We start from the raw sequence: 24,084 nt of genomic DNA on the forward strand, positions 1-24,084 counted from the left end.
CCTCATCCGGTCTGAAAAGTGTTGCAAATAGATGCTGACATCCCATTAACGCAGAGTTCTCCTTGATTTTTCTTTAAAATAATAAATCGTTCCAAGTATTTAGGTTTTCACGGTGACTCGCTTCCAACCGGTGTGATGTCGGGAATTCTGCGCTGCGGCGTAATTTCACTTGAAAGCTTCCTTTCACTTGGATACCCGTTTGCGCAACAAAATGTCTCAGGAGGTCGCTCATGGATCCGCGCACACGTCCCTATCGTTCGGTACTTTACATCCCCGGTTCCAAGCCTCGCGCGCTCGACAAAGCGCGCAGCCTGCCTGTGGATGCGATTATCTTTGACCTCGAGGATGCCGTTTCTGCCGATGAGAAGGAAAACGCCCGGGCGACGCTGGCGGCGGCACTGGACGAAGGGGGGTATGGCGGTCGGATGAAAATCGTTCGGATCAACGGTCTGGACAGCCCCTGGGGCGCCGCGGATGCAGAGGCGGCGGCCGAGATGGATTGCGATGCAATACTGCTGCCCAAGGTGTCCTCTGCCGCTGACCTGGATCAGCTGTCCAAAGTCACAGGCGATACGCCGCTCTGGGCAATGATGGAAACGCCTCGCGGCATGTTGAACGCAGCGGAAATCGCCGCACACCCGCTGCTTCAGGGCATGGTGATGGGCACAAACGATCTCGCCAAGGAGCTACAGGTCCGTTTCCGCGCGGATCGGCTGCCGTTGATGGCCGGGCTCGGCCAATGTCTGCTCGCGGCAAAGGCGGAAGGGATCATTATTGTGGACGGGGTCTATAATGCCTTCAAGGATGGCGAGGGCCTTGCAGTGGAGTGTGCCCAGGGCCGCGACATGGGGTTTGACGGCAAGACGCTGATCCATCCGGCGCAGGTTGATGTGGCGAATACGGCCTTTGCTCCGTCAGAGGATGAGATTGACCTCGCCCGTCGTCAGATCGCGGCCTTCGATGCAGCCGAAGCAGAGGGGCAGGGGGTCACGGTGGTCGATGGCAAGATCGTCGAAAACCTGCATGTCGCCACGGCCCGCGAAATTCTCGCAAAAGCGGATGCAATTGCGGCGTTTTCCGCCTAGGCGTTGGGTCAGTCATATTTCTTGGGGAGACTGACATGGCATTGTTGCTTCTAGGCATCCTGATCTGGTGGGGCGCGCATTTCTTCAAAAGGCTGGCGCCGGATGCGCGCGCCGCAATGGGGGGGCGTGGCAAGGGGATGATGGCGCTTGCGCTGCTTGCAAGCGTTGTTTTGATGGTGATCGGCTACCGCAGTGCCGAATCCTTCGATCTGGCGCTGCCGCCCCCGTTTCTTACCCATATCAACAACACTCTGGTGCTGCTTGGCCTCTACTTTACCAGTCCTGGCCCCAGCAAGGGGGCGCTGTTTTACAAGCTGCGTCACCCCATGCTGCTCGGCTTTGCGATGTGGGCCGTGGCGCATCTTCTGGTGAACTGGGATCCGGCCTCTTTTGTGCTCTTTGGCAGTATGCTCGTCTGGGCGCTGGCTGAAATGGTTGTGATCAACCGGTCCGAGCCGAACTGGACCCCGAACCCCAAAGGCAGCATCGCAAAAGATGGGATGTTCCTTGTCGCGTCGATCGTGCTGCTGGGGGTGATCGGCTATATCCACGGGCTGGTTGGCCCTTCGCCGTTTCCGGGGTGATCGCTGATGAAACTCTATCGTTTTCTGTCCGAGGACGACACCTCGGCCTTCTGCCACAAGGTGACCGATGCACTGAACAAAGGGTGGGAGCTTTATGGCAGTCCCACCCAGACCTTCGATCCGGTGCAGGGTATCATGCGCTGTGGTCAATCTGTGGTGAAAGAGGTGCCCGGCACCTATACCCCTGACACCAAATTGGGAGATCACTAATGGCCAAGACCAATCCGGGCCGGTTCTTTGAGGACTATGCCGTCGGCGACGTGCTGCATCATGCGGTGCCGCGGACGGTTTCAGGTGGGGAGCGCGCATTGTATCATGCGCTCTACCCGGCGCGACATGCGCTCTATTCCTCGGATGAATTTGCGCGCGGATGTGGTCTGGCTCAATCGCCGCTGGAGGATCTGGCGGCGTTTCACATGGTTTTTGGCAAAACCGTGCCGGATGTTTCGCTGAATGCGGTGGCGAACCTCGGTTATGCGGAGGGGCGCTGGCACCTGCCTGTTTACCCGGGCGACACCCTGCGCGCCGAGAGTGAGGTGATTGGGGTCAAGCAGAACTCAAACGGAAAGTCCGGCGTGGTCTACGTGCGGACGCGTGGCCTCAACCAACATGATGATTGCGTGCTTGACTATGTTCGCTGGGTGATGGTGCGCAAAGGCGATCTGGACGTCCCTGCGCCGGAGACCTGCATTCCGGACCTGGCCAGGGTGATCTCTGCTGAGGAGCTGGTCATTCCTGCCGGGCTGGATTTTTCCAACTATGATTTCACGCTGGCAGGCGAGATGCATCGCTGGGGCGACTATGAGGTTGGCGAGCAGATAGACCATATTGACGGGGTCACTGTTGAAGAGGCTGAGCACATGCTGGCCACGCGCCTGTGGCAGAACACGGCCAAAGTGCATTTCGACACCACCGCGCGGCCCGATGGCTCACGATTGATCTATGGTGGTCATGTGATTTCCATGGCGCGGGCGCTGTCGTTCAACGGCCTTGCCAATGCACAGATGATCGTGGGGCTGAATGGAGGCGCCCACGCAAACCCCTGCACATCCGGCATGACCATTCGCGCCTGGTCGGAGGTTCTGGACAAGGCGGAAACCGCGGCTCCCGGGGTTGGGGCAATCCGGTTACGTCTGGTTGCGACGAGTGGCGGTGCTCCGTTCCAGCTGAAGGGGGATGACGGCAAATATCGGCCCGAGGTCCTGTTGGATCTGGACTATTGGGCGCTGATGCCACGATGACCTACGCGGGATCAATGGGTGTGAAATGATCGAACTTGATCCCGCCACTGTTCTTTACATCACGCATCCGCAGGTGGAGATAGACGCGGCTGTCGCCCCGCCTGATTGGGGGCTGTCCGCGGTCGGCTCAGCGCGGGTGGCGCACCTGGCGCAGCGTCTGACGATATTGCAGCCGACAGGCAAGGCGGCGGTGATCGCCAGCGCCGAACGCAAAGCGGTCGAGACCGCCGCGCCGCTGGCCGCCGCGCTTGGGGCGCTGGTCAGCTGTCGACCGGACACGCATGAGAACGATCGCTCCAGCACAGGGTATCTTTTGCCTGACGCCTTTGAGGTGCAGGCTGATGCCTTCTTTGCGAAGCCGTCGCAGTCGGTACGAGGCTGGGAGAGAGCTGTGGATGCGCAGGCGCGGATCCAGCGGGAGGTTCAGGCGGTGGAGCAGGATTACCCGGATTCAGCGCTAGTTTTCTGTGGTCACGGGGCGGTCGGCACACTGCTATACTGCGCCTTGAGGGGCGTGGCGATTGACCGGCGCTGGGATCAGCCCGCTGGTGGCGGCAATTGGTTCGCCTATGATCGGCACAGCCGCCAGGTGCTGGGTCACTGGGCGCCGATCGAGACCCTGTTTGCGGGACAGCGGGCGGGCTGCGAAAAACGATAGGGCAACCGCCCGGTTTTCGCTAAGCTTGGAATATGCGGATCCTTCGACTGTGCGTTATTATGCTTGTGACACTGGCGCCGATGCAGGCGCGGGCGTGCGATCTTGCCTTGGTTCTGGCGGTTGACGTCTCCGGCAGCGTCGATGTCGAGGAATACCGCACGCAGATGGAGGGATTGGCTGCGGCGCTGCGCGATGGGATCGTCGCCGAGGCTCTGGTGCGGGCACAGGCGCGGGTAGCGCTAATTCAATGGTCGGGCAGCGGGCGCCAGGACCTGACGCTCAGCTGGCGCAGCGTCACAGATTTCCCGGCGGTCGACCGGCTGGCTGCGGATATTGCCAGTGCTCCGCGCCCCTGGCGCAACTACGCAACCGGCATCGGTGAGGCACTGCAGCTGGCGTTGGAGCAGTTCCAGCTGGTGCCGAGCTGTCGCCGCCGGGTGATCGATGTTTCTGGTGACGGGCCGTCGAATGAGGGGATCGAGCCGACGGCGATGCGCGGTGCTCTCAGCGCGGCAGGGGTGACTGTCAATGCGCTTGCAATTGAGGAGAGCGAGCCGGATCTGACGGCGTATTTCTTTGAACAGCTCATTCACGGACCCGGCGCCTTTGTTCAGACTGCGGCCAGATTCGACGACTATCCAGATGCGATCCGCAAAAAACTGTTGCGGGAAGTGGCACAGCAAAATGCAGATTTGGGCAGCTTTGTCCCGTCAGTCCATTAAATTCGCGAACACCATGTGATTCTGTAAGGATTCACCTATATGCTGTTTTGTGATCACTTACCGGAACCGTGTGATCACATATTGTTGTTTTCGTAGCATTCCCAAAAATAACTGCGCATTTTTACCGCTCGTTTGCGTGACAGGACGCAAAAAACCGCTAAAACGTCGTCAGCTAACCGGAAAGGAGCCAACATGGCCGATGTAAATCGGGGCAACCGCCCGCTTTCGCCACATTTGCAGGTCTACCGCCCGCAGATCACTTCGATCACCTCGATCCTGACGCGGATTACGGGCAATGCCTTGCTTGTGAGCGCGCTATTGATCGCCTGGTGGTTTCTGGCGGCGGCAACTTCTGAAGATTATTTCCGCACCGCAAATGCGGTGATGACCAGCTGGCTCGGCGACATCGTGATGAGCCTGTCAGTGCTGGGCCTCTGGTACCACACGCTGGCCGGTGTGCGTCACCTGATCTGGGACAACGGCAAGATGTTGGATCTGGAACCCGCGCAGAAACTGGGCTGGGCCGTCATTATCGGATCGGTTGTTCTGACCGTCCTCACCCTTTTTATCGTCTGAGCTGAAGGAGTTGTCGCAATGCGCTATTTGACAGATCGCAAGCGTGCCGTTGGCATGGGTGCAGCAAAATCCGGTACAGCACATCACTGGTCGATGCAGGTCAGCTCCATCGGATTGCTGATCCTGGTTCCGCTGTTTGTCTTCACCTTTGGCTCCGCGCTGGGGGGATCCTACGAAGAGATCACAGCCTATTACGCGCGCCCGTTCCCGGCGCTGGTTGCTCTGCTGACCATCTGGGTGGGCATGATGCACTTCAAATCCGGCGCGCAGATTATGATCGAAGACTATGTTCACGGTTTTGCAGGTCGTCTGACGATTATTCTGATCACCTGCCTGTCCTATGCCGTGGCCGCTGTCAGCGCCTATGCGCTGATCCGCCTGGCCCTGTAAACTCCGAGGTTCTCAATGGCTGCTTACGAATACGAAACACATGATTATGACGTGGTCGTGGTTGGCGCCGGTGGTGCTGGCCTCCGTGCGACCCTCGGCATGGCAGAACAGGGCCTGCGCACAGCCTGTGTGACCAAGGTGTTCCCGACCCGCTCCCACACCGTCGCGGCGCAGGGCGGCATCGCGGCATCGCTGTCAAATATGGGGCCTGATCACTGGCAGTGGCATATGTATGACACCGTCAAGGGGTCTGACTGGCTGGGTGACACCGACGCGATGGAATATCTGGCCCGTGAAGCGCCCAAGGCGGTTTATGAGCTGGAGCATTACGGCGTGCCGTTCTCGCGTACCGAGGAAGGCAAGATCTATCAGCGTCCCTTTGGCGGTCACACCACAGAGTTCGGCGAGGGTCCCGCCGTGCAGCGGACCTGCGCCGCTGCGGACCGGACCGGCCACGCCATTCTGCACACACTCTATGGTCAGTCGCTGAAGAACAACGCCGAGTTCTATGTTGAGTATTTCGCCATCGACCTGATCATGTCCGAGGACGGGCAGTGTCAGGGCGTTGTCTGCTGGAAGCTGGACGACGGCACCATGCATGTCTTCAACGCCAAGATGGTTGTGCTGGCGACCGGCGGTTACGGACGGGCGTACTTCTCTGCCACCTCGGCGCATACCTGCACCGGCGACGGCGGCGGCATGGTGGCGCGCGCAGGCCTGGCGCTGCAGGACATGGAGTTCGTGCAGTTCCACCCGACCGGCATCTACGGCTCCGGCTGTCTGATCACCGAGGGCGCGCGTGGCGAGGGTGGCTATCTTACCAACTCCGAAGGCGAGCGGTTCATGGAGCGCTATGCGCCACAGTATAAGGACCTCGCGCCGCGTGACTATGTTTCGCGTTCGATGACCATGGAAATCCGCGAAGGTCGCGGTGTTGGCGAGCATGGCGACCACATTCACCTGAACCTCAGCCACCTGCCGGCCGAGGCGCTCGCCGAGCGGCTGCCGGGCATTTCCGAAAGCGCCAAGATCTTTGCCGGAGTTGACGTGACCAAGGAACCGATCCCGGTTCTGCCCACGGTGCACTACAACATGGGCGGCATCCCGACCAACTATTGGGGCGAGGTGTTGAACCCGACCGCAGATAACCCGACCGCCGTTGTGCCGGGCCTCATGGCTGTGGGCGAGGCGGGCTGCGCCTCGGTGCATGGTGCCAACCGTTTGGGGTCGAACTCGCTGATCGACCTCGTGGTCTTTGGCCGCGCCGCAGCGATCCGTGCGGGCAAGGTTGTCGATGCGGATGCCCCGAACCCGGTTCTGAACCAGGCGCAGGTTGACAAGGCCTTTGATCGGTTTGATGGTCTGCGCCACGCGAAGGGCGGTATTCCGACCGCTGATCTGCGTCTTGAGATGCAGCGCACCATGCAAAGCGACGCTGCCGTGTTCCGCACCTCGGAGACCATGTCCGAAGGCGTAACCAAGATGACAGCGATCGCTGCCAAGCTTGATGATCTGGCTGTGACCGATCGGTCTCTGGTGTGGAACTCGGACCTGATGGAAACGCTGGAGCTGACCAACCTGATGCCAAACGCGCTGGCCACTATCGTTGGCGCCGAGGCGCGCAAGGAAAGCCGTGGCGCCCACGCGCATGAGGATTTCACCAACCGAGACGACGAAAACTGGCGGGTTCATACCGTCAGCCGCGTCGATGGCAACAAGGTGGATCTGTCCTATCGCCCGGTGATCGTCGAGCCGCTCACCACTGAGGCCGAAGGTGGCATCAGCGAGGCGAAGATCGCGCCCAAAGCACGGACCTTCTAAGAGCGTGATGCAGGCAGCCCCAGCATATCAGATTGCAACATTTCCCCGCATACGCGGGGGAGTGGCGACATCTGTGCAGGTGGTCGCGTGATGGCGACAGGTCGGACATCATCGGTGATGCCGGTTGCAGGCGTTGTTGGCAATGCGGGCTGTTGGCCAGAACTCGGCTGGCGGCCCGATGCTGCGCTGCGGATGTTCGGGATGCGTCGTTCCGGCAATCATGCGGTAGCCAATTGGTTGCAGCGCAATGCGCCGCACGGACAGGCGTTGTTCTTCAACAATTGCAAATCGGGCCGGGCGCCGCTGGCGCATCATCAGGGGGTGGAGCGCAACGCTGTGCAGCTGGCGCGCTATGATACGCGCGATCTGGCAGGGTTGGGGGCAACGCTGGGGGCCGGTGGCCTTTTGCTCATCTCATATGAGGATACGGTGCCGTCGGACTTCGGTCTGGAACGGCCAGTTTCCGGTGATCTGGACGAGACTCTTCTGAGCGGTGATATCCTGTTGCTGCGTGGGTTTCTGAACTGGTCGGCCTCGCTTTTGAAGAAGCTACAACGGAACCCGGATTTCACGGTAGCGCATCGTAGCGCTTCGGTGCTGCGGGCGATCGACAGCTACCGCAAGATGCTGGAGTTGGTCGCGGAGGCGGATGATCTCGCTCTGACCGTGATTGACTATGATGTCTGGATACATGACGCGGAATACCGCTCCGCTCTGCTGGATCGACTGGGGCTGCCCTGCGTTGACAATACCCTTGGCAAGGTTCAGCGCTATGGCGGTGGTTCGTCCTTTGATACGCCAGAGGCTGGCGCCGATTTTGATTTGCGGACGGATCAGCGCTGGCAGCGCATGTCCGGTGACGCTGAGTATCAGGCGATCCTGCATATCGCAGCGCGTGACACGGCACTGCTTGCCGCGCTGAGCCGACACTACCCTCACGATGCCAAAAGGCTTGCGTCGCTTGCAGATCAGACGCCGATAGCGGCGGGAGGGCTGCGCTGATGCTGCCCTGCGCCTACCAGATTGCGACCGACCGGGTCGCTACACCGACAGATCTTCGTTCCGGCCTTGCCGGAGCGCGGACACCGATCTCCTGCCAGCGCAGCGCTTTGTGCCTGTGGCTGGCGGGCAGCTAAGCAAGGAGAACGATCTATGGTCGAATTCGCACTTCCGAAAAATTCCAAGATCACCACGGGTAAAACCTGGCCCAAGCCCGAAGGCGCATCCAATGTGCGCAAATTCAGCATCTACCGCTGGAATCCGGATGACGGCAAGAACCCGCAGGTGGATACCTATTTTGTCGATATGGACAAATGCGGTCCGATGGTTCTGGACGCGCTCATCAAGATCAAGAATGAGATCGATCCGACCCTGACATTCCGCCGGTCCTGCCGCGAAGGGATCTGCGGCTCCTGTGCGATGAACATCGATGGGATCAACACCCTGGCCTGTATCTACGGCCTCGATGAGATCAAGGGCGACGTAAAGATCTACCCGCTGCCGCATATGCCGGTGGTGAAGGATCTGATCCCTGATCTGACCCATTTCTACGCCCAGCATGCCTCGATCATGCCATGGCTGGAAACCAAGACCAACCGCCCCGCGAAAGAGTGGAAGCAGTCCATCGAGGATCGCAAGAAGCTGGACGGGCTGTATGAATGCGTCATGTGCGCCAGCTGCTCGACATCCTGCCCGAGCTACTGGTGGAACGGGGATCGTTACCTTGGGCCGGCCGCGCTGCTGCACGCCTACCGCTGGATCATCGACAGCCGCGATGAGGCAACCCCTGAGCGTCTGGATGAGCTGGAGGATCCGTTTAAGCTCTATCGCTGCCACACCATCATGAACTGTGCGAAGACCTGCCCGAAGGGATTGAACCCGGCCAAGGCAATTTCGCATATCAAGCAGATGATGGTTGAACGCGCGGTTTAAGCCCTGCCAAGCTTTGATTAGGGAGAACGCCGCTCACCTGCTGTGGGTGGCGTTCTGCGTTGTCGAGCAGCGACTGCGCCCCGAAGTTGCGGCTGACAGTGGGGATCGGTAAACAGGCGATATGCCAGTGTTGATCCTCTTTCTGTTGCTCGGTGTCCTTGGATATTTCCTTTGGCGCCACAATACATCCACCCTCAGCCGGGATTGTCGCTGGCGTCAGGAAAAGTCGGCGAGCCAGTGGCGCTGTGCATCCTGTGGTGCCGTCCAACCAGGAGACGGTGCGCCGCGTGCATGCCTCAGACCCCGAAACACCGGGTAAGTGTTGCAATAGGTGCATGGCTGAAATCTGATCAAATTCCCCATGAAAATAAGGGCTTCAGTGGCCCAGAAAACTCTTGATCGACTCGTGTGTTTGGTAGATATGGCGGACAGACGCCAACGCACGCGCCTCTGTCCCAAGGGTTATCCCCCATGGTTACGTAGCGACGGTAACGTCTCTGATTGAAGTGAGCGGTCATAGATGGCCGGGTCTTTTGGAGATGACCATGAACGCAAACGTAACCGGGCAACTTGCCCGTCAAGATGCTATTGTCCCCGTTTCTCGCCACCTGTCCTATATCGCACAGACCGCGTTTGACCGCCCGACACTGGTGATTGACAGCCAAGCTGTTGCCCGGCAATACGCCGCCCTGGCCCAAGGCCTTGGGCGTGCCCGAATCCACTATGCGGTAAAAGCCAATCCAGAAGCGCAGATTCTGCGCCGGCTCACCACTATGGGGGCAAATTTCGATGCGGCCAGCCGCGCCGAGATTGAAATGTGTCTGGCTGCAGGCGCAAGGCCTGGCCAGATTTCCTTCGGCAACACGATCAAACGGCCGAGCGATATCGCCTTTGCTCATGAGATCGGGATCACCCATTTCGCGGTTGATGCCTTGGCCGAGCTGGACAAGCTGGCCGCCCATGCGCCTGGTGCCCATGTCTGCATCCGCCTGCTGGTCGAAGCCACCGGGGCGGATTGGCCGCTCAGCCGCAAGTTCGGCTGCTCCAGTGCGATGGCGCTTAGCCTGATGGACCGCGCCCGCGAGCTTGGGTTGATTGTCTCCGGCGTATCCTTCCACGTTGGCTCGCAAACCCGCGAGCCGCAGATGTGGGCTGGCACGCTTGATCAGGTCGCCCAGGTTTGGCAGGCCGCAAAATCCGCCGGTCATGAGCTGACCCTTTTGAACATCGGTGGCGGTTTCCCGGCGAGCTACGGCACCGAGGTGATGGCCCCTAATCGCTATGCGCAGGAGGTCATGGCGCTCGTGGAGGCACGTTTCCCCGACGCAACCGAGATCATGGCGGAACCCGGTCGTGGCCTGGTGGCTGAGGCTGGCGCGATCGCGGCCGAAGTGTTGCTGGTCTCGCGCAAGGATGCGCACGATCTGCACCGCTGGGTCTATCTGGATATCGGCAAATTTTCAGGCCTGGCAGAAACCATGGACGAGGCTATCCGCTACCGGATCACCACCGATCATGGGGATGAGCAGACCGGCCCCTGCATTCTGGCGGGCCCGTCCTGTGACAGTGCTGATGTGCTCTATGAAAAGCAGCTTTACCAGCTGCCGCTTGATCTGAAAGCAGGGGATCGCGTTGTGATCCATTCCTGTGGAGCCTATACGACGACCTACGCCTCCGTTGGCTTCAACGGCTTTCCTCCGCTCGATGTGGTGGTGATCTGATCTCGGATCTTTGATCAGCAGGGCCTGAGCACCCTGCAATGTCGGCTTGTTTCCGGCGGCTGCATTGGATTTCATGGCGCAAACAACAGAGAGGTTTGCGCCATGTCCGCTACTGATTTTCCCGGCACCGAGGCACAGCCTCCCGAAGATGCAGAGCAAAGGCGTGCCGTGGCGCCAGTCATCTGCTACCCGAACGAGACATTGCCCAAGCCGGATCTGTCGCGATATGGGACTGCTCGTGAGACGGCGCAGAAAACCGCCGAAGTATTGGTCTCGCCGCGGGAGGCGGCCTGTTTCAGCGTCGCGGCTGGAAGCTTCTTTCGTATCACCTCGATCGAGGGGCCGCAGGTCGGGGACCTCAATCTCTGGAACAGTGCTGATCTGACCGAGCGCTTTTTCTCCGGCAAGACACGTGCGCTGCATGGAACTCATGTAACCACGGGGGAGAGGCTGTGGAGCAGCCTGCCGCATCTGCGTCCGATGGCGACCATTGTAGCGGATAGCCTTGGCTGGTACGGGATCGACGGCTATGGCGGCTCGGTTCATGACGTGATCGGCACCCGCTGCGACCCCTACACCGGTAATCTGCTGTCTGGCGGTCACTATCATCATTGCTGCCATTCCAACCTGACCCGGGCGCTGGCAGATCATCTGGATATGCCACTGGACGCAGCCGAGCCGCATATTCACGATGTCCTGAACGTATTCATGTGTACCGGATTTACTCGTGACACCGGGCAGTACTTCATGAAAGCGAGCCCAGTGCGCCCAGGCGACTATCTTGAGTTTTTTGCGGAAATTGACCTCTTGGGCGCATTGAGCGCCTGTCCGGGAGGCGATTGTGGTGACGAACACACCAGTGACACCGCGTCCTGTCATCCGTTGTTGATTGAGGTCTTCACCCCCGAAAGCGGTGCATTGGGAGATTGGCGGCCACCTGCGCGCAACGGGTATGACCGTAGTCACGGGCGCGGTTGAGCCTGGCTGCTGGCAGAACGAAAAAGGCAGCGCGATCGGCGCTGCCTTTTCTATGGGTCTTTGCGATTTCTCAGTTCAGGCAAAGGCCGCTTCGAGAGCGATTTCCACCATGTCGCCGAAACTCCGCTCACGCTGATCGGACGGCAGCGCCTCGCCTGTCCCGAGGTGATCGGATACCGTCAGCACCGCCAGCGCGCGGCGTCCGTAGCGGGCCGCCAAGGTATAAAGCTCGGCTGCCTCCATCTCGACGCCCAGAATGCCATGACGCACCATCTGCTCGTTCAGGTCCGGTCGCTCGTCATAGAAAACATCGGATGAGTAGATGCCACCGATATGCGGCGTGAGCTTATGCGCCTCTGCGGCCTTCGCGGCAGCCTGAAGCAGGGACCAGTCGGCACAGGGGGCGAAATTGACCTCTTTGAAAATCCCACGCGAAGGGGAGCTGACAGTGGTTGCCGTCATGGCGAGGATCACGTCACGGATTTTCACCTTGTCCTGCATTCCGCCACAGGACCCAATGCGGATCAAGGTTTTGGCGTCGTAGTCACGGATCAGCTCATTCACATAAATAGACAGGGAAGGCATGCCCATTCCGCTGCCTTGAATGGTGACCGGATGCCCATTCCAAGTGCCGGTGAAGCCCAGCATTCCGCGCACTTCATTCACGAGGCGGGCATCTTTCAAAAATGTTTCGGCGGCCCATTTCGCGCGATAGGGATCGCCGGGCAGCAATACCGTTTCGGCAATCTCGCCCTTGGCGGCTCCGATATGAACAGTCATACTTTGTCCTCAACTTCTGGAAATCAGATTTCCAGATCGGAAATATCAACGCCCGATGTCAGCGCTGCATGGACCCAATGAGGTTTGCGACCGCGACCGGTCCAGGTTTCTTCCGGGTTCTGCGGGTTGCGGTATTTCGGAGCTGCCTTGGTTTTCTTGGCAGTGCCCCGGTTGTTGCCTGCAATCTCGTCAAGCGAGAAACCATATTTTGCGGCAGCTTCTTCAGCGGCTTTCAATGCTTCGATGCGCTCGCGCTGCTCGGCTTCTTTCAGTGCCTTTTCGACATTCGCCTGCAATTCCAAAAGCTCTTTTCGTGACATCGTTGTGAGGTCAACGGCCATTTTCTTCTCCATAAATGAATGCGCGTCGTGATGCTACGAGGCGCATTCATTTATGACCTTATTCCCAAGGTGATTTCACCAAGAAAATTGTGTCGATTAAATTGATTTGCGAAAATCCGCTAATGTGAAGTCGTTTGCGGTTGTTTTGCAAGTTCAACAATATCACCCATGATTGCGTTGAGTTCGAAATCCTTGGGGGTATAAACACGGGCCACACCCATCTTTTTAAGGCGGGCAGCGTCGTCGTCGGGAATGATTCCACCAACGACAACCGGAATATGCGAGAGGCCCGCGTCATTCATCCGACCCATCAGCTCCTCAATCAGGGGCAGATGGCTGCCGGAGAGGATGGACATGCCGACCACATGGGCATCGTCCGCCAGTGCCGATGCTACCAGTTCTTCGGGTGTCATGCGGATCCCATCGTAGGTGATATCCATACCGCAGTCGCGTGCGCGAAAGGCGATTTGTTCGGCGCCGTTGGAGTGGCCGTCTAGGCCGGGCTTGCCGACGAGGAATTTCAGGCGGCGTCCCAGTTGGTCGCTTACGGCATTGACCTTTTCGCGCAGCTCATCCAGCCCCTCTGTCTTGTTGGAGGCGGACCCGGACACGCCGGTCGGGCCGCGATATGTGCCGTAGACCTTGCGCATTTCCTCGGCCCATTCGCCGGTGGTGACGCCGACCTTGGCCGCGGCAATCGACGGCTCCATGACATTGGCGCCGCTTTGCGCTGCTGCGCGCAGCGCGGCCAGGGCTGATTGCACCGCGTCATTGTCACGCTCGCCGCGCCAGTGGTTCAGGCGGCTGATCTGCTCCTGCTCCACCGCGGGGTCGACCACCATAATGCCGCCGTCCTCGGTCTGCAGCGGCGAGGGCTCGCCCTCGGTCCATTTGTTGACGCCCACCACGATGGTTTCATTCTTCTCGATCCGGTTCAGCCGGTCGGCATTGGATTCGACAAGTCGGCCCTTCATGTACTCGATCGAGGCGACAGCGCCGCCCATGGATTCGAGGTTGGCCAGCTCGGCGCGAGCGCCGCCCTTCAGTTCCTCGACCTTGGCATCGACCGCCGGGTTGCCGTCGAACAGGTCGCCGTATTCCAGAAGGTCGGTCTCATAGGCCAGGATCTGCTGCATCCGCATCGACCATTGCTGATCCCAGGGGCGGGGCAGGCCAAGCGCTTCGTTCCAGGCGGGCAGCTGCACCGCGCGGGCGCGGGCTTTCTTGGAGAGCGTCACTGCCAGCATCTCGATCAGGATGCGGTAGACGTTGTTCTCCGGCTGCTGTTCGGTCAGCCCCAGCGAGTTCACCTGCACGCCATAGCGGAAGCGGCGGAACTTGGGGTCCTCGACGCCATAGCGGTCGCGGCAGATCTCGTCCCAAAGATCGACAAAGGCGCGCATCTTGCACATCTCGGTCACGAACCGGATGCCCGCGTTCACAAAGAAGGAGATGCGTCCGACCATGGCCGGGAAATCCTCCGGCGCGATGCGCGGTTTCAGCTCGTCCAGCACCGCCTGCGCGGTCGCCAGGGCAAAGGCCAGCTCCTGCTCCGGTGTCGCGCCGGCCTCCTGCAGGTGATAAGAACACACGTTCATCGGGTTCCACTTGGGCACGTTGGTGTAGCAGTACTCCGCCACATCCGCGATCATCTTGAGGCTGGGCTGGGGCGGGCAGACATAGGTGCCGCGGCTGAGATATTCCTTGATCAGGTCGTTCTGAACCGTGCCCTGCAGCTTGGACACATCCGCGCCCTGTTCCTCTGCCACCGCTATATAGAGCGCCAGCAGCCAGGGAGCCGTGGCGTTGATGGTCATCGAGGTGTTCATCTGCTCCAGCGGGATCTCATTGAACAGGGTCCGCATGTCGCCCAGATGGCAAACCGGCACGCCGACTTTGCCCACTTCGCCGCGGGCCAGCACGTGGTCGCTGTCATAGCCAGTCTGGGTCGGCAGGTCGAAGGCGACCGAGAGGCCGGTCTGCCCCTTGGCCAGGTTGGCGCGGTACAGCGCATTGGATGCCGATGCCGTGGAATGGCCGGCGTAGGTGCGGATCAGCCAGGGGCGGTCTTTTTGCATCTGCGGCATGTCGGGCCTCGCGAGTCAGTGTTGCGGTAATTTTATTTCGTCAAGCTGATGTAGACTGCAATTTTAAACCCATGTCAATTCGCTGCGTTGCGGCATTTCATGCCAGCTGCTAAATATGGGTGCCTCTGCCGATCCGGCAAAGTGCTTGTAATGACAGCAAGCATGGGGAAGGGTCTCAGGATGACGCAGACCGTGGAACTCCCGCTTTGGCTTTTTGTGCTTATCGTGCTGTTTGCCGCGATCACCTTTGCCTCGCATTTCCTGTTTCCGTCGGTGCGGTGGTTCTTCCGTCGTCGTTTGGAGCGGGCTGTGGCGCGGTTGAACCGCCGCCTGGAACGACCAATTCAACCGTTCAAACTGGCACGCCGTTACGACATGATACAGCGGCTGATCTATGACCCGCAGGTGGCCCAGGCGATTGCAGACCATGCACGTGCGCAGGGCATTCCCGAAAACGTCGCCTTCGAGGAGGCCCGGCGTTATGCCCGCGAGATCGTCCCGTCGTTTTCCGCAGTTGCCTATTTCAGCATCGCGATCCGTCTCGCGCGGTTTTTGTCCAATGCGATCTATCGTGTTCGCCTCGGTCATCTGGATGAAGCTGCAGTGAAGGCAATAGACCCTGAGGCGACGGTGGTTTTTGTCATGAATCATCGCTCGAACATGGATTATGTCCTGATCACCTATCTGGTGGCGGACCGGTCGGCCTTGTCCTATGCGGTGGGTGAATGGGCGCGGGTATGGCCGTTGTCGCGATTGATCCGGGCCATGGGTGCCTATTTTATCCGCCGTAAGTCACGCAATGACCTCTATCGTCGCGTTCTGGCGACCTATGTGAGGCTGGCGACGCAGGGCGGGGTGACCCAGGCGATTTTTCCCGAAGGCGGGTTGAGCCTAGATGGCGCTTTGGCACAGCCGAAGGTGGGGCTACTGAAATACATCGTTGACGGTCAGGCGGCACAGGGCGAGGGCGGGCGTGATGTGGTGTTTGTGCCTGTTGCGCTGAACTACGACCGCGTGCTGGAAGACAAGATCCTGACATCGGCTGCGAAATCCGGTGATCGACGATTCCGCGCACGCATCCATGTGGTGGCGGTTCGTATGCTGCGTCAGCTGTGGCTATGGGCGACGAGGCGCTACCAGCGATCCGGGTATGCGGCAGTCAGTTTTGGGCGCCCTCTCAGCCTGCGCGACTTTGTTCTTTGCAGCGGGGGAGAGGACACGCCGACGAGTCTTGCGCAGGAGCTGATGGGTCGTATCGGCGAATGTGTTCCGGTATTGCCGGTGGCCTTGGTCGCCGCCACTGTGGAGTACCTCCCAAAGGGTCAACAGCCGCTCAGCCGTGCGGATATTGAAGCAGGGATGGACGCGCTGCTGTCGCGATTGCCCTATGCTTATATCCATATATCGCGCAACGACCGCGGTTCCGCCGCCGAGTTGGGGCTACGTCAACTGACGATGAGAGGCATCCTGCGACAGACAGCGGGCGGCTACGAGGTGGTGGCCGACCAACACGATCTGCTTGTCTACTACGCAAACTCAATCCGTCATCTGATCCCGGAGCCTGACACTGACGGGCCAAAAGAGGCTGGCATTGCTGCAGGTGCAAAGGATTATTCTGCATCCGCTGGGTCATAAAATTACCCAAATCAAATAAATGATGTTGCATTGTTGCTTGGCGGATCTTATTCCCTAGATAGCAGCTGCGATTCTGCATTGCGGCAAACAGCGGAAAAAAGGAGGCCAGCATGGCTTTGGACACGCAGAACGGCGCCCTCTCCTACGAGGCCCCTGAAAAAGAGCTTTATGAGATCGGTGAACTGCCGCCGATGGGCTATGTGCCACAGAAGATGTATGCTTGGACCATCCGCAAAGAGCGCCATGGCACCCCCGATACTGCGATGGTGCAGGAAGTGGTCGATGTGCCCGAACTGGACAGCCACGACGTGCTTGTGCTCGTGATGGCGGCGGGTGTGAACTATAACGGTGTGTGGGCGGCTCTCGGCACACCTATCAGCCCCTTTGATGGTCACGGTGCGCCGTTCCATATTGCCGGTTCCGACGCCTCGGGCATCGTTTGGGCCGTGGGCGACAAGGTTAAGCGCTGGAAAGTCGGCGACGAGGTGGTCATTCACTGCAATCAGGATGATGGCGACGACGAGGAATGCAACGGTGGCGATCCGATGTACTCTCCCAGCCAGCGCATCTGGGGGTATGAGACGCCCGACGGCTCCTTTGCGCAGTTCACCAATGTTCAGTCGCAGCAGCTTATGCCCCGCCCCAAGCACCTGACCTGGGAAGAAAGCGCCTGCTATACGCTGACCCTTGCGACCGCCTACCGGATGCTGTTCGGCCACGAGCCGCACGATCTGAAGCCGGGCCAGAACGTGCTGGTCTGGGGCGCTTCGGGCGGCCTCGGCTCCTACGCGATCCAGTTGATCAATACGGCTGGTGCAAATGCCATCGGCGTGATCTCGGACGAAAGCAAACGTGATTTTGTAATGGGGCTGGGCGCCAAGGGTGTGATCAACCGCAAAGACTTTGATTGCTGGGGGCAGTTGCCGACAGTGAACACGCCCGAATATGCCAATTGGTTCAAGGAAGCCCGTAAGTTCGGCAAGGCTATCTGGGACATCACCGGCAAAGGCGTGAATGTCGACATGGTGTTTGAACATCCGGGCGAAAGCACGTTCCCGGTTTCGACCTTTGTCTGTAAAAAAGGCGGCATGGTTGTGATCTGCGCAGGCACCACTGGCTATAACCTGACGTTCGATGTGCGTTACATGTGGATGCACCAGAAGCGTTTGCAGGGCTCGCACTTTGCGCATCTGAAGCAGGCCGCCGCTGCCAACAAGCTGATGGTCGAGCGCCGCCTAGACCCCTGCATGTCGGAGGTGTTCTCCTGGAACGATCTGCCGGAGGCGCATATGAAGATGCTTCGCAACGAGCACAAGCCGGGTAATATGTCTGTTCTGGTTCAGGCGCCCCGGACCGGTCTACGCACACTGGAGGATGTTCTGGCAGGGTAAACACCCTCGAGAGACACATTATTTCACCCGTCAGTCGCTCCTGTGACTGGCGGGTTATTGTTTTTCTGGTGCGAACGTGGTTGTCGAACATTTGTGCGGAATGACCAGCGGTCATGCGCTGATGGTGAAGACATTTTGTGGCCGCGCCCTAGATAATCGCTTATGAAATAAAAACCTGATCATTATGCGGGCTTACCGTTGACGCTGCATCGATGATCGCGGCACAAAGGCCAGAGCTGCGGCAATTTGGATCTGCCGACAGCCAAATAGGTGCAGAGGTTCTGCGCTGAGACCAAGTGAGAATTCAGGCATTTCATGGCAACCAAAGTTAATCTTGATCTTATCCTTGAGGTTTTGGACGCCACGACAACGGTCGATGGTCTGCAAGAGATCATTGAGCGGGTCTGTGAGACCTTTGAGGTTGATCACGCCATGTATCACTGGGTCGACAGCGCTGGCGATCACTATCACTTTGGCACCTATTCGCGGGAATGGGTCGAGCGCTATCAGGAAAAAGCCTATGTTCGTGTCGATCCGGTCATTATCGGTTGCTATCAGCGGTTTCACCCGGTTGACTGGCGCCGCCTTGATTGGTCGTCCAAGCCTGCGCGCGAGTTTCTGCAGGACGCCCTTGCCCATGACGTAGGCAATCAGGGGTACTCAATCCCGATCCGTGGGCCAAACGGGCAATTCGCTTTGTTCACGGTCAGCCACAACTGCAACGATGAGACCTGGACGAAATTCACGGACAGACACAGCCGTGACCTGATCCTGATCGGGCACTACTTCAACCGCAAGGCGCTGGAATTTGAACCGGATCGCAGCCCGGAGCATGTCCAACCCCTGTCCCCACGTGAGATTGACGCGTTAACCTTGCTCGCGATGGGCTACAGCAGAGCCCAGGTGGCCAAGACGCTGACCATTTCGGAGCATACATTGCGGGTCTATATTGAGAGCGCGCGATTCAAACTGGGGGCGATCAACACCACGCATGCCATCGCACGGGCACTGAGTCTCGGGTTGATCATCATCTAAGACGTTGAAGCTGTTGATGTTCATTAACCCTATAGTTGAAAATATCTTCTGATCGTAATCTGGTCCCACTTTTCTATCTAAAGGGGACTAAGTTATGCTTCGTTACGTATATGCACACGACCTGTATAAGCACCGTGAGCTTGCCCATTCGATGTTCGTGGATCGCGCGGATCAGTTCAAGACGCGGCTGGGTTGGGAGGTCTCGGTAGATGCCTGCGGGGAAGAACGCGATGAATACGATGCGCTTGATCCGCTATATGTGATCTGGCAGCAGCCCGATGGCAGCCACGGTGGGTCAATGCGTTTTCTGCCCTCCACGGGTCCAATCATGGTAAATGATGTTTTTCCCGAGCTGACCGGCGGGGAGGCGATCCGCAGCCCTCTGATCTGGGAATGCACCCGGTTCTGCCTGTCCCGACATGTCAGCGGCAATGTGGCCGGGGCACTGACCCTGGCCGGGCTTGAGATAATGCGGAACTTCAATATCGCGCATTTTGCCGGGGTGTTTGATCGGCGGATGGTGCGGATCTACCGCTCTCTTGGGTTTAGCCCGGAAATTGTCGGCACCATGGGCGCGGGGCGGGACCGGATCTGCCTTGGCCTGTGGGACTATTCTACCGAGGCGTATCACCGGGTCGCGCAGAAGGCAGGCATTCAGCCGGAATTGTCGACACTCTGGTTCGACCGCTCCTTTGGCGGTGCAGGCGCGCCAGGACCCGTTGCGCTGACGGGGTGAGCAGGGTGTCGATGGGCATAGCGCTGAAGGAGGGCGAGCTGCGCTGAAACGATATGATGTGGGGCCGTCTGCTCTGGTGCAGCCGGCCCGGCGGCTGTAGTGTCGCCGAATGAGCGCAGCACCCATTAAATTCTCCGACGATCAGGCCGTCGCTTTTGATCGTGTCAGCAGTCTTCTTCGTGACGCAGGGGTCGATCTCGAAGACGATCTGCTACACCCGCCCCGCGGTGACGGTGGCGCAATGGCGGTTATTGGCAAAGCCGGATCTGGTAAGACGCTGTTGTTGGCGGAACTCTATAAGGCGTTGGAAAAGGCCGGTGTCGAGGTTGTTTCCGGGGACTATGAAAGCCGCAAGAAGAATGAGGACCGGCGCACACTCGCAATCCTCGCGCCCACAAACAAGGCCGCCAGCGTGCTGCGCCTTCGTGGTGTTCCCGCAACCACGATCCACCGGATCCTCTATACGCCTGTCTATGATCCGGAATATGAGCGGATAGCGGAATGGCTGGCGGGTAGTGGCGATGAACCCGAAATCGAGGGGTTAACCGAAGAAGCCCTGGCGCGGGCGAAGGCGTTTTATGAACGCAACAAGTCGATCCCTGGTGCGTTGGCTGCTGCCGGTCTGCGCGGATCTGACTTCATCACCGGTTGGAAACGGCGGGAGGAGCCGCTGGATATCGGCTTTATCGATGAAGCTTCGATGCTGGATGACCGCCAGTTCCAGGACCTTCAGGAAATTTTCCCGACATTATTGCTGTTTGGCGATCCCGCACAGCTCGCCCCGGTGAACCAATCCGGTGCCATGGTTTTTGAAACGCTGCCAGAAGAGCGCAAACTGATCCTCAACCGCATTCACCGCCAAGAGGCAGGCAATCCCATTCTGGACCTCGCTCATGCTCTGGCTGATCCGAACATCGGGTTTGAGGATTTTGAGCGCATGGTTGAGGACCTCTCTCGCCAGGATGATCGCGTCGTCTGGGGGCAACGGGTCGAGGTGGATCTGATGGCACGTTCTCCGGTTCTGGTCTGGCGCAACAACACCCGGATTCGGCTGATCAATGCGTTTCGTAACGTGCACGGTGCGCCGGAGGACAGTTTGCTGGCTGGCGAGCCGCTGATCTGCGACGGAATCGAATTGCCGATGAAACATCGCAAGAAAAGGCTGGATCTGGAAGCCCGCGGCCTGATCAAGGGGGCCCAGGTCATCTACCTCGGACCGGGTCGCAAGCCTGGATTCTCGCGCCTTCATGTCATGGGAGCCGAGGACCCGCAGGTCTCCGCGGCCTCTATCGTGAAGATCGAAAAACCGGATGAAGAAGAACCCTTCATTCCATTTGCTGCGCGTATGGGGGCGGCGTTTCTGCACGGGGCGGCCGTCACTATTCACAAGGCGCAGGGCTCGCAATGGCCCACGGCGCAGGTTTTTGCGCCTGATATCTATGCCGCGGCGCGCATGGGCCGGGTGGAGGCCGGGCAACCGCTCTGGAAGCGGCTTGCTTATGTGGCCATTACGCGGGCGCAGGAGCGCCTGATCTGGGTGGTGCGCAATCGTCTGGCAAAGCCGACAGGCCCTCTGCAGGTGGACGACCTGCGGGCCGCGCCGGTAGGCGCCCTGACCCTGGAACTGCAAGAGGACAGCCCACTATGACGATCCAAGCTCCAGATTCTAGACGCACGATCCTGATCACCGGAGCCAGCTCCGGTATCGGCCGTGCCGTGGCGGAGCTGTTTCTGGATGAAGGCTGGCAGGTGGGTCTGCTTGCCCGCCGCGCAGAGGCGCTGGAGGCCGTGGCGCAGGGGCGCGACACGGCTCATGTCGTGCCGGCGGATGTCACCGATGCCGAGGCTGTCGATCGTGCCGTGGAGACCTTTGCAAAGCGGGCCGGACGGTTAGATGTGTTGTTCAACAATGCAGGCATCTTTACCCCTTCCGGCACGATTGATGAGATTGCGCTGGAGGATTGGTTTGTAGCCGTCAATGTGAACTTGAACGGCATGTTCCTTTCGGCCCGAGCGGCCTTTCGCCAAATGCGCCAGCAGGCCCCGCAGGGCGGGCGGATCATCAATAACGGATCAATTGCGGCCCATGTTCCGCGCCCACATTCGGTACCCTATGCAGCGACCAAAGCCGCGATCACCGGGCTGACCCGTAGCCTGTCGCTGGATGGGCGCCCGTTTGATATTGCCTGCGGGCAAATTGATATCGGCAACGCACGCACGCCGATGGTTGCGGATTTGAGCGCCCGGCAGGCCGAGACTGATCCGGCAGCGGGCGCGATGGAGACCTTCGCCGTTGAGGATGCTGCACGGTCGGTGCTGCATATGGCAAATCTTCCGCCTGAGGCAAATGTTCAATTCATGACCGTGATGGCAACCAAGATGCCTTACATCGGGCGTGGATAGTCACTGCAGAGGTCTCCCGCCCGTTGTGAGACCAGCAAGCTGGCACCACGCCCGTTGGGCGTAGCGCCGCGCTGTGCGCGGCGGTCTGGGTCTGGGTCTGGGTCTGGATCTGGTTCGTGGTCGTCAGCTGTTGCGCAGCAGGCGGAAGGCGGCAGAGGCACCCCAACCTGCGGCAATTGCAATGGCCAGTGACATAAGGCCGTAGAGAAACGGCTGTTCGCGTGAAAGTGTGTAAAGAAACCGTTCCAGCCCGACTTTGCGCACGTCGATGCTGGTTTCGTACTGCGCGACAACCGATCCGCCTCGTGTGAGCAGGATGCGGGTCCGATAGGCCCCTTCGGTCAGGTCGGCGGGCATCTCGATCGCAGTGCGAAACAGCGTTTGCTGATCGACGGCGACAGTGTTCTCCCGCAGAGAATAGAGATTGTTCTCGGACCGGATGCGGATCACGGCTTCGGCGAATTTCTGTGCCCCGCGGATGTGCATTCCGGCACCGACCGAGCGGATGGCCCGCCCCACGGAGACTCGATACCGCAGGTCCTCAGTATCGCTCAGCACCTGAGAGAGCGGCGCGCTTGTCGCAACTGCGTAGAAGCTCGGTGCCGAGTCTACCAGCACGCTGTCGGTGTTGACCCAGATCCCAAGCTTTTTCTCCTTGCGGCGGACCATCACGGGCGAGGCCGGACCGGATACGGCGACGATCACCTGAAGAGGGTCGTCCTGCGGGATAGGGGCTTCCCGCTTCACGGCCCCAAAGACGAGGATTTCCGATCCATCGAAGTCGGCGGTGATGGCAACACGGTCTTGGCTCAGACCGAGCACGACTTCCTCGCGCGGGCCAGCGGGAGGGTCGCTATCTGCCGGATCGGTGGAGGTCTGAGCGGTGGCAATCGACCCGAGTGGCAGGACCAGGAGGAATGCAATCCAGAGCCGCGCGGAGCCGCGGGCCGGCTGGGATTGCGGCGCGCGGCGGAGGCGTTGCCTGATGACGCGATGGAGCATCTCAGTGCCCTCCATCGCTGCCGAGCGAGTAAAGCTCAGATGGCATCAGCAACAGGTCCAGCCCGAGTTTGACGCAGACAATAATTACCATCAGCGCCAACAGGATGCGGAGCTGTTCAGCCTTGAGATAGACGCCGATCCGGGTACCGATCTGGGCACCGATCACCCCGCCGATCAGCAATAGAACCGCCAGAACAATATCCACGGTATAGTTCGTGGTCGCGTGCAGCATCGTGGTAAAGGCGGTGACCAGAATGATCTGAAACAGCGATGTGCCAACCACAACCTTGGTTGGCATCCCGAGGATGTAGATCATGGCTGGCACCATGATGAAGCCACCACCAACACCCATGATTGCCGCGAGGATGCCGACGACGACACCCACCAGCAAGGGAGGAATCACGGAGATATAGAGGCCGGATGTGCGGAACCGCATCTTGAAGGGCAGGGCATGGACCCAGCCACGCTGCCGACGCGGCGCGGGGGCGCCACCTGCGGAGGCTTTGGATTTGCGGATCGCATTCAGGCTTTCGATGAACATCAGCCCGCCGACAACGCCAAGAAAGACGACGTAACAGAGTTTTACCAGCAGATCGACCTGGCCCAATGCTTTTAGATAGTTGAAGACCACAACCCCAAGCGCTGCACCGAAAAGACCGCCCGCTTGAAGAACCAGGCCCATCTTGATGTCGACGGTTCGGCGCCTGAAATGAGCAAGCACACCGGAGAATGAGGAGGCCACGATCTGATTGGCTTCGGTGGCAACGGCCACTGCCGGCGGGATGCCGATGAAGAACAGGAGCGGTGTCATCAGGAAGCCGCCACCGACACCAAACATGCCGGACAGGATGCCGACCATGCCGCCAAGCCCCAGCAGCAGGAATGCGTTGACCGAGACTTCGGCGATGGGAAGATAAATCTGCATATCAGTGTTAGAGCGCAGCAATTGGCTAAAATCAACTGCCG

Annotated in this window: 24 protein-coding genes; 19 read left to right on the forward strand and 5 right to left on the reverse strand. The window is 59.3% G+C overall.

The window, feature by feature from the left end; genetic code table 11:
• Positions 1-230: 230 nt before the first annotated feature.
• The 13 genes from VWZ85_RS08020 (at position 231) to VWZ85_RS08080 (ending at position 11,708) form a co-directional block, all read left to right on the forward strand.
• A complete protein-coding gene (locus VWZ85_RS08020; RefSeq protein ID WP_416587726.1) occupies positions 231-1,085 on the forward strand; it encodes an HpcH/HpaI aldolase/citrate lyase family protein in 855 nt (284 codons plus the stop codon).
• 35 nt (positions 1,086-1,120) lie between these two features.
• Positions 1,121-1,669 (forward strand): NnrU family protein, encoded by a 549-nt coding sequence (locus tag VWZ85_RS08025; protein WP_340544303.1) that lies wholly within the window; start codon positions 1,121-1,123, stop codon positions 1,667-1,669.
• Between the two features lie 6 nt (positions 1,670-1,675).
• A complete protein-coding gene (locus VWZ85_RS08030) occupies positions 1,676-1,879 on the forward strand; it encodes a DUF1737 domain-containing protein (protein ID WP_416587729.1) in 204 nt (67 codons plus the stop codon).
• A complete protein-coding gene (locus VWZ85_RS08035; RefSeq protein ID WP_416587731.1) occupies positions 1,879-2,910 on the forward strand; it encodes a MaoC family dehydratase in 1,032 nt (343 codons plus the stop codon). Before VWZ85_RS08030 ends, VWZ85_RS08035 begins: the two co-directional genes overlap by 1 nt.
• A gap of 25 nt (positions 2,911-2,935) precedes the next feature.
• Complete coding sequence (locus VWZ85_RS08040; protein WP_416543357.1) at positions 2,936-3,568, forward strand: histidine phosphatase family protein; 633 nt, start codon at positions 2,936-2,938, stop codon at positions 3,566-3,568.
• Between the two features lie 32 nt (positions 3,569-3,600).
• Positions 3,601-4,290 carry a DUF1194 domain-containing protein gene (locus VWZ85_RS08045; RefSeq protein ID WP_416543356.1) on the forward strand — a complete coding sequence of 230 codons (690 nt, stop codon included), beginning with the start codon at positions 3,601-3,603 and terminating at the stop codon, positions 4,288-4,290.
• 192 nt (positions 4,291-4,482) lie between these two features.
• Positions 4,483-4,866 carry a succinate dehydrogenase, cytochrome b556 subunit gene (sdhC, locus tag VWZ85_RS08050; protein ID WP_340544310.1) on the forward strand — a complete coding sequence of 128 codons (384 nt, stop codon included), beginning with the start codon at positions 4,483-4,485 and terminating at the stop codon, positions 4,864-4,866.
• 18 nt (positions 4,867-4,884) lie between these two features.
• Positions 4,885-5,256, forward strand: coding sequence for a succinate dehydrogenase, hydrophobic membrane anchor protein (sdhD, locus tag VWZ85_RS08055; RefSeq protein ID WP_340544311.1), 372 nt, complete (start codon positions 4,885-4,887; stop codon positions 5,254-5,256).
• 15 nt (positions 5,257-5,271) lie between these two features.
• Entirely contained in the window at positions 5,272-7,077 is a 1,806-nt protein-coding gene (gene sdhA, locus VWZ85_RS08060) for a succinate dehydrogenase flavoprotein subunit (protein ID WP_340544312.1), read from the forward strand.
• Between the two features lie 90 nt (positions 7,078-7,167).
• On the forward strand, positions 7,168-8,079 hold the full coding sequence (locus VWZ85_RS08065; protein ID WP_416587734.1) for a hypothetical protein: 912 nt from the start codon (positions 7,168-7,170) through the stop codon (positions 8,077-8,079).
• Positions 8,080-8,229: 150 nt separating this feature from the next.
• The gene (locus VWZ85_RS08070) at positions 8,230-9,009 is read left to right on the forward strand and encodes a succinate dehydrogenase iron-sulfur subunit (protein ID WP_416587736.1); all 780 of its coding nucleotides are present in this window, start codon (positions 8,230-8,232) and stop codon (positions 9,007-9,009) included.
• Between the two features lie 539 nt (positions 9,010-9,548).
• Entirely contained in the window at positions 9,549-10,730 is a 1,182-nt protein-coding gene (locus VWZ85_RS08075) for a type III PLP-dependent enzyme (RefSeq protein ID WP_416537197.1), read from the forward strand.
• A gap of 102 nt (positions 10,731-10,832) precedes the next feature.
• Positions 10,833-11,708 carry an urea carboxylase-associated family protein gene (locus VWZ85_RS08080; RefSeq protein WP_416587739.1) on the forward strand — a complete coding sequence of 292 codons (876 nt, stop codon included), beginning with the start codon at positions 10,833-10,835 and terminating at the stop codon, positions 11,706-11,708.
• Between the two features lie 75 nt (positions 11,709-11,783).
• Here VWZ85_RS08080 and deoD read toward each other — a convergent pair whose 3' ends face one another.
• From deoD to VWZ85_RS08095, 3 genes are all read right to left on the reverse strand, one after another.
• Complete coding sequence (deoD, locus tag VWZ85_RS08085; RefSeq protein ID WP_340544319.1) at positions 11,784-12,488, reverse strand: purine-nucleoside phosphorylase; 705 nt, start codon at positions 12,486-12,488, stop codon at positions 11,784-11,786.
• Positions 12,489-12,511: 23 nt separating this feature from the next.
• A complete protein-coding gene (locus tag VWZ85_RS08090) occupies positions 12,512-12,829 on the reverse strand; it encodes an H-NS histone family protein (protein ID WP_340544320.1) in 318 nt (105 codons plus the stop codon).
• A gap of 119 nt (positions 12,830-12,948) precedes the next feature.
• Positions 12,949-14,916 carry a protein meaA gene (locus VWZ85_RS08095; RefSeq protein WP_416587740.1) on the reverse strand — a complete coding sequence of 656 codons (1,968 nt, stop codon included), beginning with the start codon at positions 14,914-14,916 and terminating at the stop codon, positions 12,949-12,951.
• 180 nt (positions 14,917-15,096) lie between these two features.
• Between VWZ85_RS08095 and VWZ85_RS08100 the strand changes: the two genes are divergently transcribed.
• The 6 genes from VWZ85_RS08100 to VWZ85_RS08125 all read left to right on the forward strand — a co-directional run bounded on the left by VWZ85_RS08100 (position 15,097) and on the right by VWZ85_RS08125 (position 22,116).
• Positions 15,097-16,551 (forward strand): 1-acyl-sn-glycerol-3-phosphate acyltransferase, encoded by a 1,455-nt coding sequence (locus VWZ85_RS08100; protein ID WP_416587742.1) that lies wholly within the window; start codon positions 15,097-15,099, stop codon positions 16,549-16,551.
• A 110-nt stretch (positions 16,552-16,661) separates the two neighbouring features.
• Positions 16,662-17,942 (forward strand): crotonyl-CoA carboxylase/reductase, encoded by a 1,281-nt coding sequence (ccrA, locus tag VWZ85_RS08105; protein WP_340544323.1) that lies wholly within the window; start codon positions 16,662-16,664, stop codon positions 17,940-17,942.
• Positions 17,943-18,257: 315 nt separating this feature from the next.
• Positions 18,258-18,977 carry a helix-turn-helix transcriptional regulator gene (locus VWZ85_RS08110; RefSeq protein WP_340544325.1) on the forward strand — a complete coding sequence of 240 codons (720 nt, stop codon included), beginning with the start codon at positions 18,258-18,260 and terminating at the stop codon, positions 18,975-18,977.
• A gap of 94 nt (positions 18,978-19,071) precedes the next feature.
• Positions 19,072-19,713 carry an acyl-homoserine-lactone synthase gene (locus VWZ85_RS08115; RefSeq protein WP_340544326.1) on the forward strand — a complete coding sequence of 214 codons (642 nt, stop codon included), beginning with the start codon at positions 19,072-19,074 and terminating at the stop codon, positions 19,711-19,713.
• 109 nt (positions 19,714-19,822) lie between these two features.
• Positions 19,823-21,361, forward strand: a complete 1,539-nt coding sequence (locus VWZ85_RS08120; protein WP_340544328.1) for an ATP-dependent DNA helicase — start codon at positions 19,823-19,825, stop codon at positions 21,359-21,361.
• Positions 21,358-22,116, forward strand: coding sequence for an SDR family oxidoreductase (locus VWZ85_RS08125; protein ID WP_416587744.1), 759 nt, complete (start codon positions 21,358-21,360; stop codon positions 22,114-22,116). The genes VWZ85_RS08120 and VWZ85_RS08125 overlap by 4 nt, the downstream gene beginning before the upstream one ends.
• 123 nt (positions 22,117-22,239) lie before the next feature.
• Here VWZ85_RS08125 and VWZ85_RS08130 read toward each other — a convergent pair whose 3' ends face one another.
• A complete protein-coding gene (locus tag VWZ85_RS08130; protein WP_416587746.1) occupies positions 22,240-23,118 on the reverse strand; it encodes a TIGR02186 family protein in 879 nt (292 codons plus the stop codon).
• A gap of 1 nt (position 23,119) precedes the next feature.
• Positions 23,120-24,043 carry a sulfite exporter TauE/SafE family protein gene (locus tag VWZ85_RS08135; protein ID WP_340544330.1) on the reverse strand — a complete coding sequence of 308 codons (924 nt, stop codon included), beginning with the start codon at positions 24,041-24,043 and terminating at the stop codon, positions 23,120-23,122.
• Positions 24,044-24,084: the final 41 nt, after the last annotated feature.

Origin of the sequence: Phaeobacter sp. JH20_29 (assembly GCF_048056175.1) — a bacterium.
Taxonomy (GTDB): domain Bacteria; phylum Pseudomonadota; class Alphaproteobacteria; order Rhodobacterales; family Rhodobacteraceae; genus Phaeobacter; species Phaeobacter bryozoorum.

Bases quoted from the DNA above. Each gene is read 5' to 3' on its own strand.
- VWZ85_RS08135 (WP_340544330.1), bottom strand. From the start codon at position 24,043: ATGCAGATTTATCTTCCCATCGCCGAAGTCTCGGTCAACGCATTCCTG.
- VWZ85_RS08115 (WP_340544326.1), top strand. From the start codon at position 19,072: ATGCTTCGTTACGTATATGCACACGACCTGTATAAGCACCGTGAGCTT.
- sdhC (WP_340544310.1), top strand. From the start codon at position 4,483: ATGGCCGATGTAAATCGGGGCAACCGCCCGCTTTCGCCACATTTGCAG.
- VWZ85_RS08125 (WP_416587744.1), top strand. From the start codon at position 21,358: ATGACGATCCAAGCTCCAGATTCTAGACGCACGATCCTGATCACCGGA.
- VWZ85_RS08110 (WP_340544325.1), top strand. From the start codon at position 18,258: ATGGCAACCAAAGTTAATCTTGATCTTATCCTTGAGGTTTTGGACGCC.
- VWZ85_RS08070 (WP_416587736.1), top strand. From the start codon at position 8,230: ATGGTCGAATTCGCACTTCCGAAAAATTCCAAGATCACCACGGGTAAA.
- ccrA (WP_340544323.1), top strand. From the start codon at position 16,662: ATGGCTTTGGACACGCAGAACGGCGCCCTCTCCTACGAGGCCCCTGAA.
- VWZ85_RS08025 (WP_340544303.1), top strand. From the start codon at position 1,121: ATGGCATTGTTGCTTCTAGGCATCCTGATCTGGTGGGGCGCGCATTTC.
- VWZ85_RS08065 (WP_416587734.1), top strand. From the start codon at position 7,168: ATGGCGACAGGTCGGACATCATCGGTGATGCCGGTTGCAGGCGTTGTT.
- VWZ85_RS08045 (WP_416543356.1), top strand. From the start codon at position 3,601: ATGCGGATCCTTCGACTGTGCGTTATTATGCTTGTGACACTGGCGCCG.
- VWZ85_RS08120 (WP_340544328.1), top strand. From the start codon at position 19,823: ATGAGCGCAGCACCCATTAAATTCTCCGACGATCAGGCCGTCGCTTTT.
- VWZ85_RS08030 (WP_416587729.1), top strand. From the start codon at position 1,676: ATGAAACTCTATCGTTTTCTGTCCGAGGACGACACCTCGGCCTTCTGC.
- VWZ85_RS08075 (WP_416537197.1), top strand. From the start codon at position 9,549: ATGACCATGAACGCAAACGTAACCGGGCAACTTGCCCGTCAAGATGCT.
- VWZ85_RS08100 (WP_416587742.1), top strand. From the start codon at position 15,097: ATGACGCAGACCGTGGAACTCCCGCTTTGGCTTTTTGTGCTTATCGTG.
- sdhA (WP_340544312.1), top strand. From the start codon at position 5,272: ATGGCTGCTTACGAATACGAAACACATGATTATGACGTGGTCGTGGTT.
- VWZ85_RS08040 (WP_416543357.1), top strand. From the start codon at position 2,936: ATGATCGAACTTGATCCCGCCACTGTTCTTTACATCACGCATCCGCAG.
- VWZ85_RS08035 (WP_416587731.1), top strand. From the start codon at position 1,879: ATGGCCAAGACCAATCCGGGCCGGTTCTTTGAGGACTATGCCGTCGGC.
- VWZ85_RS08095 (WP_416587740.1), bottom strand. From the start codon at position 14,916: ATGCCGCAGATGCAAAAAGACCGCCCCTGGCTGATCCGCACCTACGCC.
- VWZ85_RS08090 (WP_340544320.1), bottom strand. From the start codon at position 12,829: ATGGCCGTTGACCTCACAACGATGTCACGAAAAGAGCTTTTGGAATTG.
- sdhD (WP_340544311.1), top strand. From the start codon at position 4,885: ATGCGCTATTTGACAGATCGCAAGCGTGCCGTTGGCATGGGTGCAGCA.
- VWZ85_RS08080 (WP_416587739.1), top strand. From the start codon at position 10,833: ATGTCCGCTACTGATTTTCCCGGCACCGAGGCACAGCCTCCCGAAGAT.
- deoD (WP_340544319.1), bottom strand. From the start codon at position 12,488: ATGACTGTTCATATCGGAGCCGCCAAGGGCGAGATTGCCGAAACGGTA.
- VWZ85_RS08130 (WP_416587746.1), bottom strand. From the start codon at position 23,118: ATGCTCCATCGCGTCATCAGGCAACGCCTCCGCCGCGCGCCGCAATCC.
- VWZ85_RS08020 (WP_416587726.1), top strand. From the start codon at position 231: ATGGATCCGCGCACACGTCCCTATCGTTCGGTACTTTACATCCCCGGT.